The sequence below is a fragment of the Shewanella khirikhana genome (assembly GCF_003957745.1).
Lineage (GTDB): Bacteria > Pseudomonadota > Gammaproteobacteria > Enterobacterales > Shewanellaceae > Shewanella > Shewanella khirikhana.
In genome coordinates this window covers 4,488,934-4,505,188 of sequence record NZ_CP020373.1, presented here as the reverse complement: position 1 = coordinate 4,505,188, position 16,255 = coordinate 4,488,934, and the positions used below count along the sequence as shown (strand labels likewise).

Annotated in this window: 12 protein-coding genes; 1 reads left to right on the top strand and 11 read right to left on the bottom strand. The window is 50.2% G+C overall.

Going from position 1 to position 16,255, the window contains the following annotated elements; translation table 11 throughout:
• Positions 1-18: 18 nt before the first annotated feature.
• The 3 genes from STH12_RS19885 to STH12_RS19875 all read right to left on the bottom strand — a co-directional run bounded on the left by STH12_RS19885 (position 19) and on the right by STH12_RS19875 (position 3,245).
• Positions 19-696 (bottom strand): hypothetical protein, encoded by a 678-nt coding sequence (locus STH12_RS19885; protein WP_126169150.1) that lies wholly within the window; start codon positions 694-696, stop codon positions 19-21.
• A gap of 323 nt (positions 697-1,019) precedes the next feature.
• The gene (gene yjjG / locus STH12_RS19880) at positions 1,020-1,712 is read right to left on the bottom strand and encodes a pyrimidine 5'-nucleotidase (RefSeq protein ID WP_126169149.1); all 693 of its coding nucleotides are present in this window, start codon (positions 1,710-1,712) and stop codon (positions 1,020-1,022) included.
• Positions 1,713-1,811: 99 nt separating this feature from the next.
• Positions 1,812-3,245 (bottom strand): alanine/glycine:cation symporter family protein, encoded by a 1,434-nt coding sequence (locus STH12_RS19875; RefSeq protein ID WP_126169148.1) that lies wholly within the window; start codon positions 3,243-3,245, stop codon positions 1,812-1,814.
• A gap of 313 nt (positions 3,246-3,558) precedes the next feature.
• On the opposite strand from STH12_RS19875, the gene STH12_RS19870 reads away from it, so the two are divergent.
• Positions 3,559-4,194 carry a paraquat-inducible protein A gene (locus tag STH12_RS19870; RefSeq protein ID WP_126169147.1) on the top strand — a complete coding sequence of 212 codons (636 nt, stop codon included), beginning with the start codon at positions 3,559-3,561 and terminating at the stop codon, positions 4,192-4,194.
• 69 nt (positions 4,195-4,263) lie between these two features.
• Here the strand turns inward: STH12_RS19870 and STH12_RS19865 are convergent, their stop codons facing one another.
• The 8 genes from STH12_RS19865 to STH12_RS19835 all read right to left on the bottom strand — a co-directional run bounded on the left by STH12_RS19865 (position 4,264) and on the right by STH12_RS19835 (position 15,231).
• Entirely contained in the window at positions 4,264-5,301 is a 1,038-nt protein-coding gene (locus tag STH12_RS19865) for an MFS transporter (RefSeq protein ID WP_164551260.1), read from the bottom strand.
• Positions 5,302-5,358: 57 nt separating this feature from the next.
• Positions 5,359-5,499: a hypothetical protein gene (locus STH12_RS21470; protein ID WP_164551259.1), complete on the bottom strand. Its 141-nt coding sequence runs from the start codon at positions 5,497-5,499 to the stop codon at positions 5,359-5,361.
• A 257-nt stretch (positions 5,500-5,756) separates the two neighbouring features.
• Positions 5,757-6,218, bottom strand: coding sequence for a very short patch repair endonuclease (locus STH12_RS19860; RefSeq protein ID WP_126169145.1), 462 nt, complete (start codon positions 6,216-6,218; stop codon positions 5,757-5,759).
• Positions 6,208-7,770, bottom strand: coding sequence for a DNA cytosine methyltransferase (locus tag STH12_RS19855; protein ID WP_126169144.1), 1,563 nt, complete (start codon positions 7,768-7,770; stop codon positions 6,208-6,210). The genes STH12_RS19860 and STH12_RS19855 overlap by 11 nt, the downstream gene beginning before the upstream one ends.
• A gap of 147 nt (positions 7,771-7,917) precedes the next feature.
• On the bottom strand, positions 7,918-9,957 hold the full coding sequence (locus STH12_RS19850; protein ID WP_126169143.1) for an AIPR family protein: 2,040 nt from the start codon (positions 9,955-9,957) through the stop codon (positions 7,918-7,920).
• On the bottom strand, positions 9,954-10,970 hold the full coding sequence (locus STH12_RS19845) for a PD-(D/E)XK motif protein (protein ID WP_164551258.1): 1,017 nt from the start codon (positions 10,968-10,970) through the stop codon (positions 9,954-9,956). The genes STH12_RS19850 and STH12_RS19845 overlap by 4 nt, the downstream gene beginning before the upstream one ends.
• A complete protein-coding gene (locus STH12_RS19840) occupies positions 10,963-13,731 on the bottom strand; it encodes a Z1 domain-containing protein (protein ID WP_126169141.1) in 2,769 nt (922 codons plus the stop codon). The genes STH12_RS19845 and STH12_RS19840 overlap by 8 nt, the downstream gene beginning before the upstream one ends.
• Positions 13,732-15,231 (bottom strand): ATP-binding protein, encoded by a 1,500-nt coding sequence (locus STH12_RS19835; protein ID WP_218567764.1) that lies wholly within the window; start codon positions 15,229-15,231, stop codon positions 13,732-13,734. It lies immediately after the preceding gene.
• Positions 15,232-16,255: the final 1,024 nt, after the last annotated feature.

Sequence of the window (16,255 nt, the reverse complement as noted above, 5' to 3'; positions counted from 1 at the left end):
TCCGTGTATTAAAAACTTCTAGCGATTAGAGAATCGAATAGTCAACTCTATTACTTTTCGTCCCCAAGCATTCACCAATACCGAACTACAGTCCGTATCCGTGACGCCACTCTGGAGATCCATAACGTGCAAAGGAATGATCGGTTGGTCACTCTCACTGATAAAGAACCAACTGCCAGATTCTCGTTCACGATATTGGATCCAGCATTTTGGAGAAGTATATGAATCAAATGAAACCTCAACTCCGCTGACTAACCTTGCCTCAATTCCCTCTTTGGACAAAAACGTTAGAGTAGCCGAATGGTCAACAAACTTATTGCTTTGATTTTCTGACGGAAAGCCCTGAGACATTTGCTCAGGAGTCTTAGGAAGTTGCATTATGGTGTTGTCATCTGCAGGAAACGACAATTTGAACTTATCTTCATAGACTTCTATCATTCCAACACTAGGGTCTTGGCTTTGTTGCGAGGCAACTAAAGTCAACTCACCTGCTCTACCATTTAAGTGAGTCATGCGGTCAGAGATAGTGTCAAAGTTGTAGGCTGAGCTAACTTCGTTATCAGTGTTTCTATCAAAATATTTGTTCAGTTTTACCGAAACATTGAGATAAAGAACACTCTCTCTCTTTAAATTCTGAGAGCAAAATAGTGCTATTAAAAAAGGTACAAGAACAACTGCAATAACAATATACCGCATAACATCCCTTTAACAAAAAATCCAATCTTATCAAAAATACTATAGTTAACAGAAAGTGAGAATATCTTTTTCATATTTTTTTCATATAGCTTCGTTATTTAACTATAGACACATCATCTCTGTTGATCACACACTTCAAATTTATCTTTATAGCAAGGAAACAACCGTATCTTGAGGTCTATAGCCTCCAATACAGATGATTAAACTAAATAACCGCTGCGTTAAAATCACTTCGGCCATGTGATTGGCATCGCCTCAAGGGGGCAACAATAGACAAAGAGCGCCAACGGGCGCTCTTTGTCTATGTTCATTTAACGCTTAACTCAGGGAGCCAAAAAGGCCTTTAGATCTGAGTGGCAACGCACTTCCAAATGCGGCACTGTAGCCGGGTCAGCCGCCTTGCCATCGGGGTTGTACCAGCAGGTACGTAGCCCGGCATTGAGGCCCCCCTGAATATCGCTCGACAGGGTATCGCCCACCATCAGCACCCGTTCGCGGGCAGGGTTGCCCATGGCATCGAGCGCATGGTCGAAAATCGCCTTATCGGGTTTGGCCAGGCCAACTTCTTCGGAAATCACCAAGAGTTCAAAGTGATCGGCAAAGCCGGTGCGCTCGAGCCGAATGCGCTGCAGTTCGGTAAAGCCATTGGTGATAATGCCAAGCCGGTAGCGGCCTTTCAGACTTTCAAGCAGTTCCGGCACTCCGGGCAAGGGGGCGCAGATATCAGCCATCGCCTGTAAAAAGCCCGAATTAAGCTCGCCCGGTGCCACCCCAAGCCGCTCACCCCACAGGGCAAAACGCTGCTCCTGCAGGGTTTTGGCACTGATCCGCCCTTCCTGATACTCAAGCCACAAGGGCTTATTTACCTGCTGATATTCCTGGAAATGCGCCTTATCGAATTCCACCTCAAAACGGGCAAACAAGCGCTGCAGGCCGGCAAAGGCATCAAAGTGGAACAGGGTTTCATCGGCATCGAATAACACCCAGTCAAAGCTGAGTGGTGAGCAGTTGGACATCATTTATCCTGTAAAATACGGCTTCAGGGCGCCCGATTGTACGCCCAAAAACGTGCCAGCCCAAACCCTGCATTGCTTATCCGTTACCCGCTATCTTCTTCAGCGCCGGGCCACCGGGTCTTCATTGTCTGCCAGTTGGTGCCCATGGGCGCGCAGGCGACGGAAGTAGTCTTTGGCGGCTGCCCGTACCCGTGGGGCCAGCAGCAGCGCTGCGGTCATGGTGGGAATAGCCATCAGGCCGTAGGCGCCGTCAATGATGTTGACTAAGTCGGTGAGGCTGTTGGTGGCAGCGAACAAAATCGCCAGCAAATACAGGTACAAATACCAGCGCTCACGGCTTGCTCCAAACAAAAAGGCAAAGCACTGGCTGCCATAAAAAGCCTGGGTGAAGATGGTGGTAATGGCAAAGAAGCTGACGCAAATCAGCAGCAGATAAGGCCCTACCCCGGGCATGGTGGCCGCAAAGGCGGCACTGGACAGGCTGATGCCGTTGGCGCCGCCCTGCTCCCACACGCCGGAGATAAGAATAATCAGCGCCGTGGCAGTACACACCAGCAGGGTATCTATCGCCGGGCCGAGCATGGCCACCAGGCCTTCTTTTACCGGCTCTGAGGTCTTGGCATTGCCGTGCACCATCACCTCGGTGCCAATACCGGCCTCGTTGGAAAAAGCCGCCCGTTTCACGCCGGTAAGCATGGTGCCCAAAATGCCCCCCGCTACCGATTGTACCGAAAAGGCATCTTCCACAATCCGCCACAGGTGCATAGGCACTTCGCCGATATGGCTCGCTATTACATACAAAGCGCAGCCGACGTAGAGCAAAATCATCGCCGGCACCACCCGAATCGTTACAGCGGCAATGCGTTGAATACCACCCAGGATCACCAACGCCACCAAGGTCATGATGGCGAGACCCATGCCAAGCTCTAAATAAAAATGCTCGCCACTGCCCACGGCCACACCGCTGTCGCCAGGGGAGAGAAACAGATACTCCTTGAGGATTTGCACCAGCTGATTGGTATTGAACAGCGGAAAGTTACCCACCAGCCCCACCAGACAAAAGAACACCGCCAGCGGCTTCCATTTTTGTCCAAGGCCATGGGTGATGATATACATGGGGCCGCCGCGCACCCGGCCGGTTTCATCCTGGCCGCGGTACATAATGGCCAGAGTACAGGTAAAAAACTTGGTGGCCATACCCACCAGCGCGCTTATCCACATCCAGAAAATGGCACCGGGACCGCCCGCCACTATCGCCAGCGCCACTCCGCCAATATTGCCCATGCCCACGGTACCCGCCATGGCACTGGAGAGGGCCCCGGCGTGGCTGATATTGCCCGCAGCATCGGCTTCGGGGTATTTCCCGCGCACTATATCGATGGCGTGTTTAAGGTAGCGAAATGGCGCAAGCCCTGAATAAATGAGGAAAAACAGCCCGCCACCCACCAACAGAAACAGCATGTGAGGACCCCAGGCAAAGGCGGCAAATTGGGCAGCAGCGGCAGCAAAATCGAACGATGTGTCGGCAGTCATTTGTTGAGGATATGTTAATTATCTTTCGGCTAACTTATCAGTCAACGCACAGGAGAGAAAGGCCTTTGCTTACCTGCTAAAACCCACCCAAGCCTTATCGCGCCACGTCAGCGAGCCCCTGTGTGCTATCATCCTGTCGCCAAAAAGGCTGAACCCGCGCCATCTGGCTTCACCCAAGGGCGCAGCCGTGTTAATACCATCCTCATTGCGCTATCGGACGAAACCATTCAGCCAGTCTTCATCTCGCATGGCGTATAACCACTGTTTTTACCGCCGCAGCCTGACTCGTTCGGGCTGGGAGTATGGAGTGCGTATGACCACAAAAAGCAAATGGCCACAACTGCTGCTGATCCTGATAGCACTGGCACTACTGATCCCGGGCCTGAGTCTGCCGATGCTGAGCCTCGATGGTCAGGCCGATAAATCCCAGTTTGCCCAAACCACCATAGAGCTGATGACCGACGATGGCGACGTGCGTGGCATCCTCGGTTCGGTATCGGCCTTTTTGGGCTTTAATCAGCTGGAAGGTCAGGTTGAGATTTACCAAAAAAGCCGCAGCATTATCGGTACCATCACTGACCTGTTCGACAGCGGCAACGTGCTGGTAGGCATACTTATTGGCACCTTTTCCGTGGTGATCCCCACCCTGAAGCTTTTGTCCCAGGCCGTGCTGCTGTTTGTATCAGGCACGCTTGCCCGCACTCTTAAAGGCTTTATCGATGCCATCGGCAAATGGAGCATGGCCGATGTGTTTGTGGTGGCAATTATCGTCAGCTACCTTGCCGGCAACGCCAAGGGGCAGATGGGCGAACTTATCATCATGAACGCCCAATTCGAGCCCGGCTTCTGGTACTTCACCGGCTACTGCCTGTTCGCCATCGCCTCCAATGTACTGATGAGCAGAAGGCTAAAGTCAGCGCCTGAGACTGTCAGTCAAAGCGCCATCTAAACCTGTCGATATGAAGCTTCGTCCCTATGTAGACAGGCTCTATGCAGACAGGCCCTATGCAGACAAGCCTTATGCAGACAACAGCATAGCCGCGACGGCAAGGGTTGTGGTGAGATATTTGGGGTTTGCCCTTTGCAGCAAGACCGACATCGCCAGCGGGTACAACAGTGCCTGCACCAGGCCCGCCGCAACCACAAACAGCCACACCATGGCACTGTCAGGGTCGCTGATAAGGCCACTGCAAAAATAGGCCAGAATATAGAGCGCCACTATCAGCAACAATTTTGGGATAGAGGCGCTGGGCTTAAACCAAAATAGTGGCCCGAAGAATATCAGCGCCAACGCCATCACGATTATCGACCCATTGCTGATAAGCAAAGAATCGGCCTGCAAACCGTCCAAATGCAAATCGCCAACAAACATACTCAGCGCACCCACCGCCAGAACGGCAATAATCCACAGCAAATCCCGTTTTGGCCAGTCGCTGGCATCTGCGTCCAGGCTTCTGGCACCAGTCACCGCCGGCAATTTACCCAAGATAAACAGAATACAACCCAGACTCAGCAGCTGAGCCAGAGCAGCAAACAGGAAGCCGCCACTCCAACTGTATTGGCTGATAGCGATACCCACCAAAATGCCACTGAGCATAGCGGCGAGATTAATTAAAAAGCTGTTCAATATCAGAGCACTATCCAGCTTTTCCTGTCGCTCGCAAAACAGCTGTCCGATCAATGCCAAATGGCTGGAGGCAGAGCAGCCACTGCCCAGCGCAATCAGCCCGACGCCCGGGTAAACCACGGCCGCCTCACCCGTGGCCAGCAAGGCATTTCCCAGCAGCAGTGCCGCCGCGCCAAGTAACAACACTTTTCGAGTGCCCAGCAACAAGTCAGCGAGCAAGCCACCCAGCAGCTGACACGCCAAAACCACGATGGTAAAGGTGGCGTAAAGCTCCAGAGCATCGGCATGCTGCCAACCGGGACCATTGGCAACATCGACCAGATACAACACCAAAATGGCCCGCATGGCATAGTAGCCAAGCCGCTCAAAGGCCTTGGAAAACATAAGAAAAGTAAAGCTTTGTGAAAACTGCCTGCGGGTAATGTCCATATTTATTGATTCTCTTTTTTTCGTTTTCTTCCGGCTGAAATTAAACCCCATCCTGAATCAAATTACACCCAGGAAGGTAAAGGCCCCGCAGAGCGCATCGGCCAATCCCTGTGGGTGTACCTGCTCGCCGCCACCGCCGTCGCCGCCATCACCTGGATTACGGTTGCCAGCATCGCATTCAAGGCCGCCAGCAGCCAACCGGCGCAGATCTTGAGGTATGAGTGAGTTGGGATTCGAGGAACTAGGGGGCTAGATTCTGGATTCGAGGTTCTGGGTGATAAGTTCTGGGGTCGTGTTTCTTCGGCCCCATGACCTTCACCCCAAATGAAGCACAAAACAACATGGATGTTGAAGTCAAAACCGAGTGCCCCCACAACACAGATAGCCATTGAAGAAAACCGTCAGTGGCTTGGATTGCGAATAACAAATTCCTCGGCTCATGAGTTTTAAGTGTGCTAATTGGCGGGGAAAGGTATTTCCAAATAGTGACTTCCGGACTCCAGCCACTGGGTGATTTGCTCGATGATCTGCGGTTCTGGCAACTTATCCCTCCCCTTGAGCGCACACTCCCACAACAGCAGCACGCGCCAACCAAGCTCCCGGCACTTTTCGATATTCTCAAGATCCCGCTGACGATTGCCAATCAGCTTCTCCCGCCACCACTGCGGCCCACGGCCTTTGGTGGAGGAAGATGCAGGGAATTGAAAGAAACGGCATTGGTGCATATGCCAGAAGCAGCCGTTTACAAAGATCACGGAATGGTATTTGGGGAGAACCAGATCCGGCTTCCCAGGTAAACGTTTGTCGTGCAGCCGATAGCGAAACCCCAATGCATGGAGTCGTTTCCTCAGCCACATCTCGGGGCGGGTATCTTCACCCCGAATGCGGGACATGTTGTAGCTGCGGTTATGCTTCAATAATTTCCTTCACAATCCTAGCTATCTTGTACGCCAATAGAGGAGGAACAGCATTGCCAACCTGATGGAATTGCTGAGTTCTGTTGCCCTGGAAGAAGTAGTTATCCGGGAATGTCTGCAATCTGGCGGCTTCCCGCACGGTTAAACTTCGACACTGGACAGGGTCGGGGTGAATAAAATAGTGACCGTCTTTGGAGATATGACTTACCACTGTGGTGGACGGTCTGTCATAAACCTGAACCCTGAATCGGTCTGCAAACTTACCACTCTCCCAATTCTCATGGGCAGGGGCCAAGCCAGCATAATTAAACTCCTTATGCCCTTTCGGCGATACCCCACGAGCATGCGCAAAACAAGCTGCATACATGTATCGTTTTAAATCAGAATCCATGTGCCCTCTGGCTTCATGATTCAAAACAACAGTCAGTAGTTGTGCGTTTTTCCCATACCACCAATCCAAGGTGCCAGTCTTTTGCTCACTAAGTTTCCATGTGTAACGCAAAGAGCCTTTAGATAAGTCCCGACGAACAGCCTTTAAGGTGCTTTGGAACTCATTCTCCAAGTCCACATCACCCCGCCCTCGTGACTCTGACAGCAACCCTTGAAGATGGCGCTTGATAACGGAATCCCAATTTTTCTCCGATTCTCCGCCACGAGACAACGTGCTACGCAGCTTTGGAAGATCATTAATTACATCTCTGACGGAAACAACTGGTGCTTTCTGAAGTAGTGGCAATGGTCCCTTGGCAAGAACTGTCTCAAAATGCGATTGCTTGATACCTAACAAAATCACACGATGCCGGGCTTGGGGAATGCCATAATCTTCAGCACGAATTACAAACTGACCAGCATCAAACTTAGAAGCGTCATCGCCATGATGGTACTGAGCATTAGTAACGAGCGAGCAAATCACGTAACGATCGCCACAGTCTGAAGCACCTAAAGCGGCATCTGGATTCGACAAATCGTGAAGAATCTCATGAAAAACTCGTTTTCCACCGACAGTAGAAGAGAGGATCCCTTTAACGTTTTCCATGACGAATACCGTTGGCTTATTCTGCTGAATAATCCTTAGGTACTCTTTGTATAAAAAGTGGCGATGGTCTTCTTCAGGCCTGTAGTCTTTCTTCCCTTTGTTTCGGGAACGACCAACCATGGAGTATGCCTGGCACGGAGGCCCGCCAATCAACACCCATGGGGCTTCTTTATTAAGACCTTTCTTAATCGCACCGTCCAGACGAGCGTTCCCGTCCTCAGAACCCAACACTATTTGCAAGGCTTCTTCGCCAGATTCTTCCCATAATGGTTCAGTTTCCGAGCTATAAGGTTTGTCAGAAACACCATTACAGAACGCAAAGTAATCATCCAATTGACGGGGTGCGTGATTAGAAAGCAAACGATAAAACGCTCTCAAGCGTAGAGTTTGATGAGCGAAAGGGTCCATTTCAGCCGAGACCAGAATCTGAAAAGTCCTGTCAACAGAGGAAAAACCCTCCCCAAGACCACCAGGACCTGCAAACAAATCAATAATTTGGATAGTATTTTTAGACATCAACTGGTACTGGGCTACAACAAATGGTAGAGATTTTAACTGTTATAGACGTTGAACTATAGTCAGTAGCATCAATTCCTCGCACATCACGCGGACTCTGCGCAGGTTCCTAAATCTGAGGAAATCCGCCCATTTCGGCGTGTTGCATTAAATATATTTAAACCCTAGTCGCTGAACTTCCTCTAAAATTTCAGCACCATCCTTTGCCTGTTTCACATTTATACTGCTGGACCGGCTAATAAGTTTACCCAGAGAGATTGTAAGTCTTCGTTGCCACGGCTTTAGGTTATCAGTTTCCTTCGACCATTTGGAAATCTCGAACCATATATCGGCCGGTACGGCTTTGACTTGGTCAATCAGGTATTGCTCATGCTGGTTAGGAGCATTCACGCCTTGGCTTCCATTCGTTTGACTTCCCTTTCGCGATACATCAATGAGCTCATGCTCTAGCGCCGGGTCCAAACTGACCTTTAGGTCCTTAATTTTTTCCCAGCACTCTTTGCGTTTGCACCATTCTGTCACGTTCTTCCCGTTTGGTGGGCTGACGATGACGCGGTGAACGGCTATTGAGACATCACTAATTGTATTGTGAAGTGCGTTTGAGATGTCCTGGCTCTTCCAGATTCTATCTAGGTCAATCAGCTGAGATGTTTTATTGGATATAAAAGCAATCGTATATGTCACAATGTTGGCCTTGTATCCACCAAATTTCTGGTCGCGGACAATGCGATCAGCTCTGCTGAAAATAATGGCTTTGGCGATCAGGTGTTCAAAATATCGAGCGTCGACATTAACTCGCCCACGCTCCTTCAGCCTGATGGCGAAGTCATTGAAATTTTTCTGCGCTCCAAGACTGACAATGTGTGGGAGCTGCGCCCAAGTATTTTCATATTTCGCCAAGTCAGTCTTCGTAAATTTCTGGCGTGCGGGGAAGGTTGCATCAAAACGGCGTTTTCTGCCAGGCGTACCTTCTCTGGCTTTTGCGTCGAGATACTGCCCTCTTGCCCGCTCGTAAAACCACTTGAATTGTTTGCTGGAGCCATCTACTGCCGGCGCCCAGATTGTCCGGGAGAGACCTTCGATCTCTATATGGAATGGGTCATTAGCGTAGAAATCAGCATCGTTAACCTTGTTCTGGCTGTTGGCAAATCGTGAGATAAGCGGAACGATATGCTCAAGATGCTCTTCAGGGATCACTGATATTTTTGCCTGAACAAAAATCCCCTGCAAATCAGCTTTGTCTTTTCTGGCCGTATAATAAAGAGAGGCAGTGGTCTGACCGCCATTCACGATCTGCAGATTGCGGATCTTTGAAATGGAGTAGCCGTTCTCCTCGTCGAACTCGATAGCATCCGCTGTTGCCGAAATTCCGTTATTGTAGGCAAAGAAGCGATGAGGCTCCTCAAGAATAGTCTTTCTGATACCTTTATTAACGTTGCCCCTAGCCTGCAAAAACGATCTGACATTTCGCTCTAGCAGGCGCGGCCCGTATTTTTCGTAGATTCCGGAGATAATTTCTCCAGGGATAACGGCAAGATAGCCTTTGTAATCAGATTTGGGATCAGCTAGCGAAAGACAAGGGATGTTCTGGCCAAATTCTTCAGGGAAATTAATTTCAATCGGCTCGTATTTCTTCCCGGAACTGGCAAGGCGATGCAGGCGTGCAACGTCCCACACATGAAGCGTAATAGAGATATCTCCACCACCTTCCGGATGGAAGGCATCCTGATTAACGATCCCGTCCGTCAGCAGGAAAATTCTGCAGCTGACAAGACTGTCGTTGAACTCATGGATTCTCTGAAAGACATCATAGCTTTCCGACGACTCTTCGAGGGTTTTGTGAAACCCTGTAAGCCCCTTGCGCAGGCAGGTTTCCGCCTGCCTGAAAGCGGCTTCGCATTGAGCCTTTGTGACAATAACAGGGGGCGTCAGCTGGTTAAACACTGATACAAAAATGTCTAAGCAGTCTTCGTCCTGATTTACGTTGTAACCATTGAGTTGCATCCCCCGGGACTTATAGAAACAGACATTCACGTCTTCTACCTCACCGGCTTCAATAAGGTAGTCCGCGACAATTCTCGTGAACTGGTCGACCTTGAATCCACCGTCTTCCGAATCACCGGCACCTGCAAGAACCTCCTGCAACAGATCCTCGCAGAATGAATTAAGTCCATCTTTTTCGTTCACCAGCAGGCCTCTTCTATTTTTACAGAAAGCTCTGAAAATGGGACTTCATAGCTCTTGCATTGTGCAACTGAGATCGAATATTTCACATCGCCTACGCCCAAGCGAATATCTCTTTCACGAATCCTTGGAAAATCACCATCTACCAGAAAAACTGCAAATTCTCTTATTGAGTATCCAATAGAATTATATTTTCCTCTGTGTGAGTCGACATAGCCTGCTTCGATCAGCAGATTATCAAACTCTGAGAGAGCACCCGACTGGTGCAAGAGGCTGGCCCTAATGTCATCAACAAGAGCCGGTAACGTCTCAGCCCCGCCCTCGATGAGAGCAACCGAAAGGTAATAAAGGTAGAGCGCCCCTACGGTAGTTTCGTCAAGCTGTTGTTCGCTTGCGATCTGTAATTTCTGATGCTGTTTTGACGCACTGGTTTTTACCTCTACAGCTGCTGCCCCGAACTGAAAATCATGCTGCCTGCTTCTGGGGCCAGTCCACGCGAGCACTGCCTTCTCCCGGCTGGTAGCAGAAGGCAGAACATGGTCTTTGAGGAATCGGAGCTCGCCGTACAGACCGCGCTGCGCTTCCTCTGTGAGACCATCATCTCCCTGTTTTTCAAAAAACACCAGCCAGAGTCGGACACGGGTGAGAAAACCTGCAATAACCTCTTTCCTCCTCGTAAGAGAATGAAGCTTGCTGTAAAGGTCTTCCGCGATAGAAGCGAATATCTCGTTATACCCGACAGCTGAAGAGGAAAGTATCAGGCTCGCGTGGTCCGGGAGTATTTCATCTCCCGTAATCTGAACAGTAAAATGCAGCCCTCGCGACACAGGGATGATATCGGGCAACGGCGCGCTGTCCCTAGGGACTTCGAGAATGAAGGTGCGCAGCATTGCGGGAGCCTTAACCCCGATAAATATGGGGCATATGGCATCCAGACCGACCAAGCGTTTTGCAGTGCCTGGTCCAGCCTTGCGGCTCGCAGATGCTTCAAGGTCAGTCCATAGATCCTTAAACATCGTCTTCGTCATCCCCATAGCGATCAAGCCAGTACTTGGTATTGACCTGATACTCGACGGTGGTTGAGTTAGGGCTGGCAGGGGCAGGGAAGCTCATGGCTATGCCGATAATGGGCATCTCTGTAAAACGCTCCCCGTCCAGCAGCACATTGCTGGAATCCAGCGGGTAAATCAGCAGAAGGCCTCGCTCAGGACTTCTTGCCCGGCGAATGAATGGACCGCTTGGCGAAGTGGGCTGCACATTATGTCGTGTTTTACCGTTTGCCCAAGCATCAACCGTGGCCGCAAGTGCTGCGTCCCGCTGAGTGCTGTCAAGGTCTATGTACTGATCCTCAGGGCTGATGATGTTGGCCTTTTGCAGCCAGTAGAGATCACTGTCCTTTTGAACGTCCTGACGTTCAACTAGTCCGGTCTGGTGCCCGCCGATTGGAAGCTTGGTGTTGGCAGTGCTGCTGGATATCAGGACAACAGTCCATGAAGTGAGCTCTCCAATGTCATTGACTTTCTCAATGTACTTGCTGATGAGCTCAGGGTCGGCACCACGCGAAAACGGATGAATCTTAAAGCCAGCAAGGAGATCGTGAATTTGATCTGGCTTGACCTCATTCCACAGGTAATTATTTTTCTTCAGAGCGCTGAATGACCCAAGACCGGCAATCCATTCATCGACGTGCCTGAAGTTGTTTTCCTGTGCGTTTTGATTTTTATCAAAAACTATCGTCTGAGCTAGGCTGTCGGCAAATGTGACCTGCATTCTTTTGCCGCTCCGGATCTTGTTTGCGGCAGTGATACTCAGACCATTGGCATGCGTTCTGACTTTAAGGCCATAATCCTCAGGTGTCAGATTGCTAAGCTCCATGAGTTTAAACTCACGTTTCAGCTCTTCAGTCGCTACTGCGATATGCTGATACCAGCCTTCGATTTCTTCGGTTGTATAAAGGCGGCACAGATCGAGATACCCTGGTCTGTAACCAAACCAGCGTCCCATCTGAAGCAGGGTGTCATAATTTTTTGCCGGACGGGTATAGTAACTGACACTCAGTCCGTCAAGAGTAAGGCCGCGGGACAGCTTGTCCCCTCCGACTGCGATAACATTCAGTCCTTTAGGATGCTCGGCATAGTCAAGAACACCCTCGGCTAGGCCGTTGATACCTCTGACCTGGATTTTCAGTGCGGCTTCTGTCAGCTCCTGGGATACTTCGCTCCACTGGATCGGAGTAATAAGCGGATCACCTGTTAGCTCTATGATTGAGGCGGTTTTTTTAACAAAATCCTCGTCCCAGAGCTTTTTCAATTCCGCATGAAGCTTTTTCCATTGCAGCCCTGTATTAAATTCAAGTGTCCTTTGAATACTGACAAGCTCATCTCTGACCAGACCGATGACCTTGTCCTGGACATCGTTGAATCTGGTCACATGAATCAGCATTGTATTGTGAACATTCTTCTGTCCCCTGACGCGGCGGGCTGCGCAGGACAGAACAAACGTCCGAATTGCTTCAATCATCGTGTCCGGAAGGCCATCTACCGGAAGGTGCTTTTTGTGTTTGGCAGGGAAATACTGCTCGGCGTCTTCGGCGTGCCTGATGAGAGGAAGGCTTTTGTCTACGGGAGCCAGGCCATCGATACTTTCTGAAAGCCCGAAAACCTTTGTCGCTCCGATATAGTTGTCCGGTGGATTGATATAGTAAATAAAGTTTCGCGGGAACAGATCCTCGCCATATTTTGACTTTTCACTATCTTCATCCGGGGGTACGATGAAAATATTGGCAAAAGGCGTGGCTGTGTAACCCACATACGAGCTCTGGGAAAACGTCTTGAGTATCTTTCTGATGGCTCGGTTGATGGCAGTAGGATCTTCTTCCGGGTCTTTAGTGTTTACGGAGGCGTTATCAGCTTCGTCATCAAGCAGCAGAAGAGGAATGCCGTTGACCACTTTCTCACCCGTTTCGGGATTGGTCTGGCCCTGCCCTTCGACCCATGTCAGTATTCGGTTGAGAACGGATGTATTCTTCTTGACGACAAGAAGGAGAGGGTTTCCCCCGAGCTGGGAGTTAGTGCCCTTTCTGGACCTGAAATCACCACCGTGAGCGCTATATGTGAGGGGTTGAACAATCAGCTGCCCGTGGTCTTCAATTTTTCCTACCCCAATGCGGCTTCCGTTCTCATGAAACTTACCAAGTTCACTTTCAAAACCAAGAAATTCAGCGTCAAGGCGGGACTGTGTCTGGCTGCGAAGGTCGTTGGTCATACCGGCCAGCACAATGACGAGCTTGTACCCGGCGTCTACGGCCTTGCAGATAAGCCCAGTGTAGTTTGCTGTTTTTCCTGACTGCACATCACCGACAACCATGCCCCGCCGGTCCCATGCACCTGATTGTGCAGGGTTCCCGATGTCACCTAGGGTCGCATCCGTGACCTGATCCAGTTTCCCGGTGACAACAGAAGGCCAGTTCTTTTCTTCTTCCAGATACTGGCGATAACGTTTCCAGAATCCCCAGCTGATCTCGGTTTTGCGTTCAGGAAGCCAGTTTTTGTGTTTTTTGTCGCGTAATACAGATGGATCAGGCTGCCATACGCTGACCTGGCTGGAGATTTCCCGGAACAGCAGGTTGCGGTCGATATCCTCAGCCAGCCCCGCCGCTTCAAAAGCGTCGAGGAGAGCATTGATTTCTTTTGAAATTTTTTCAGAGGTAACGGTTTCTTCTTTTCGAAGCCTTTTCATGACCATTGACTTAACGTCATCGTATCCATACTGATCCATCTAAATACCTCCCTCGGACTCTTCTCTAAAGGCTTCTATAAACTCAGGGTTCTGGCTGAACGGCTCCATCGTTGCGAGACGGTCAAATATTTCGTCCCGGCTGAAGCCATTTTTCTGGAATGAGTCGTAAATCTTTTGCAGCAGAGGCCTGACCTCTGCGTATTTTGCGCCCTCAAGCGGGCTGCTCATCCTGTCTGGTTCTTCAGAACTGGTGATGATGATGTGTGACGCAGGAATGGTCTCCTCCAGCAGGCGCAGAATGGGTTCGATTTTGTCGCCCCCGATTTCGCGCAGGGAAGATTGAATAAGAGGATGCTCACGGTTTATTTCGTAGAAATACTTCCCGTGCCTGGTCTTCTGCTGCCAGAGAAAAACATGGTCCTGGGAGGACTTTCTGGCAATGACCTTTCCCCTGTGGCGGTATATCTGGACCGCCTGCTCTCGCGTCAGTTTGGCGATTCTTTTCAGATCAGCGCGCAGGTAGCCCGGAGGCCTGGCCCGGGATTTCTTTACGTCGATCTGCCACTCATCGTCCATGTTGTTGGGCAGATCAATCTGGATTCGTGCGAGCTTGTGGTGCTCTTCCTTCTGAAAACCGAGCCCGAGCCAGTCGCCAGGAACAAGGAGGCGCTCATTTCGATAGATGTAGAAGCCCTGCTGCGCATTCCAGCCCTGCGGACCTGCAGCAGCGCGATGCCTGTCCTGAGTCAGCTTTGATTGATGAGGAAGCACGTACGGCGTGACGGTGAGTTGAGCACCTTTGCAGAAGAGCTTTTCGGAGGGGAGCTCCTGAGTCGCCCTTTCCCTTCGCAGGAACGGGTCCCAGGCCTCTATCTGGCGGCCATTGATGAAGATATTGATGCCGCCCCGCTTTTCCAAGTAGCGGTGAAATACCATTGCAAGGTGCTCTTTGACCTCCTCAATGGCTTCGAGAAAGCGGTTGTAGGCGTTATTGTCATCAGTGCGCGCGGTCCCGGTAACCCGGTCCATTTCTTCCCACAGGACAATCGTCCCCTGCTGGGCTATCTCTTCCCCTATCTCTGTGAGCCGTTGCTGATTGACCTTTTTGAGGAGACGCCACTCTCCGGCTGTGTTGATGTAGTCAAGATCCCAGCAGCGGGCTACACAGGCAGCATCCTTCGTCCTGCTGATAACAGACAGGCGCCTGCACTGAGAGAAAGACGCAGTCTTGAGCCCCAGTCCGAACCGGCCCAGATCGCCCGGCGAGCGTTCCTCTAGGGGGCTCCTTGAGCCAGGCCTCATGGCCGCCACTAGCTCGGTATCAGTCATTCCACTACCATCATCTCGGATGGAAATGAAGGAACGGTCACCTTCCCATTCAAACCTGATCCAAATGTTCTGGGCAGATGCAGAAATACAGTTATCCACTAAGTCAGCAATAGCGGTACGTAGGCTGTAACCAAACGCCCTAAGGGACTCAGCTAAAGCAGACGGTTCTGGCTCAGTCAATTCATAATCGTCTTGAGATAAATCAGCCATATTGATTCGCCTATATTTCACTCATGCTATATAAAGGGCCTTGGATGACACTCATCTGGACACAAAAAATGAGGAATTCCACGATTCTTTCTCTAACTACTGGGCTAAAAGTTTGCACTTTTCGCGCTTGGTGCTGCCGAGGAGCGTTGGTGTCCGTTACGTGGCCGAGGTATTAATACCGATGCAGCGTCAGTCGAATAAGGGATGAGCGTCTGACTTGATAGCCATAGAATGCCAATTTCCCCAAGAAGCTTTCGACAATCGCTCTCGGCGTTGTTCTACCTTCAACATCCATGTTGTCGTCCGCTTCATCACGGGTCGCAGAGGGATTGGACAAGGGGGCCTGTCGAAACAGCCCTCTTTCCTCGGAGTGGGTCTTCTGCCCATGACCTATGCCAAACTTCGTTTGGCATTCCCAACAAGCCGCCCGCTATCTGCCAACTCACCGTTATGCATAGCACATCTCCCGAATTTCAGTCTCGCTATCTAACGGGCACTAGCAGCTTTAGAACGTACCTAGTCAACTGACTCTTGTTATAAGCGTGACTCTAAAAAATCCAACTTGAACAACATTAGCAACTTAGGCTAATTCAAACTTTGGTATGACTATATTTTTTTCAGATAAGGGAAGAAGTAAGAAGGTAAGTGGGTAGCTGTCCTTGCTATTATGCTGGCCGAGCCTTTGAGAGCATTGGCTGAGTGATTCTTCCCTGATCTCCATTGTTTTACTGTTTGCTCCAAGTCTTTAGAAAAGCAATTAAGCGCCTGCTTAATTAATGCCTTTAATTCATCACCTTAGGGTCAAAAAAACTAGTCAGTAACAGTTTTTATCAGCGTACAACAAAGGTTTAGCAGGGGCAATACCATTAGCGGCTTGTGTAAGTGGAGCAGCTTAGAAATTCCGCCTTTCTGACTAATACATTACCCAAGGAGTACACCTCGATTAGCCGGGCTAGTCTTTTGGGGCTATTTGGAGGCGATACGAAATGTGAGGACGGCATACCTCTTTACTTTCAGATTGGAC

Bases quoted from the DNA above. Each gene is read 5' to 3' on its own strand.
- STH12_RS19885 (WP_126169150.1), bottom strand. From the start codon at position 696: ATGCGGTATATTGTTATTGCAGTTGTTCTTGTACCTTTTTTAATAGCA.
- yjjG (WP_126169149.1), bottom strand. From the start codon at position 1,712: ATGTCCAACTGCTCACCACTCAGCTTTGACTGGGTGTTATTCGATGCC.
- STH12_RS19875 (WP_126169148.1), bottom strand. From the start codon at position 3,245: ATGACTGCCGACACATCGTTCGATTTTGCTGCCGCTGCTGCCCAATTT.
- STH12_RS19870 (WP_126169147.1), top strand. From the start codon at position 3,559: ATGACCACAAAAAGCAAATGGCCACAACTGCTGCTGATCCTGATAGCA.
- STH12_RS19865 (WP_164551260.1), bottom strand. From the start codon at position 5,301: ATGGACATTACCCGCAGGCAGTTTTCACAAAGCTTTACTTTTCTTATG.
- STH12_RS19855 (WP_126169144.1), bottom strand. From the start codon at position 7,770: ATGTCTAAAAATACTATCCAAATTATTGATTTGTTTGCAGGTCCTGGT.
- STH12_RS19845 (WP_164551258.1), bottom strand. From the start codon at position 10,970: ATGTTTAAGGATCTATGGACTGACCTTGAAGCATCTGCGAGCCGCAAG.
- STH12_RS19840 (WP_126169141.1), bottom strand. From the start codon at position 13,731: ATGGATCAGTATGGATACGATGACGTTAAGTCAATGGTCATGAAAAGG.
- STH12_RS19835 (WP_218567764.1), bottom strand. From the start codon at position 15,231: ATGGCTGATTTATCTCAAGACGATTATGAATTGACTGAGCCAGAACCG.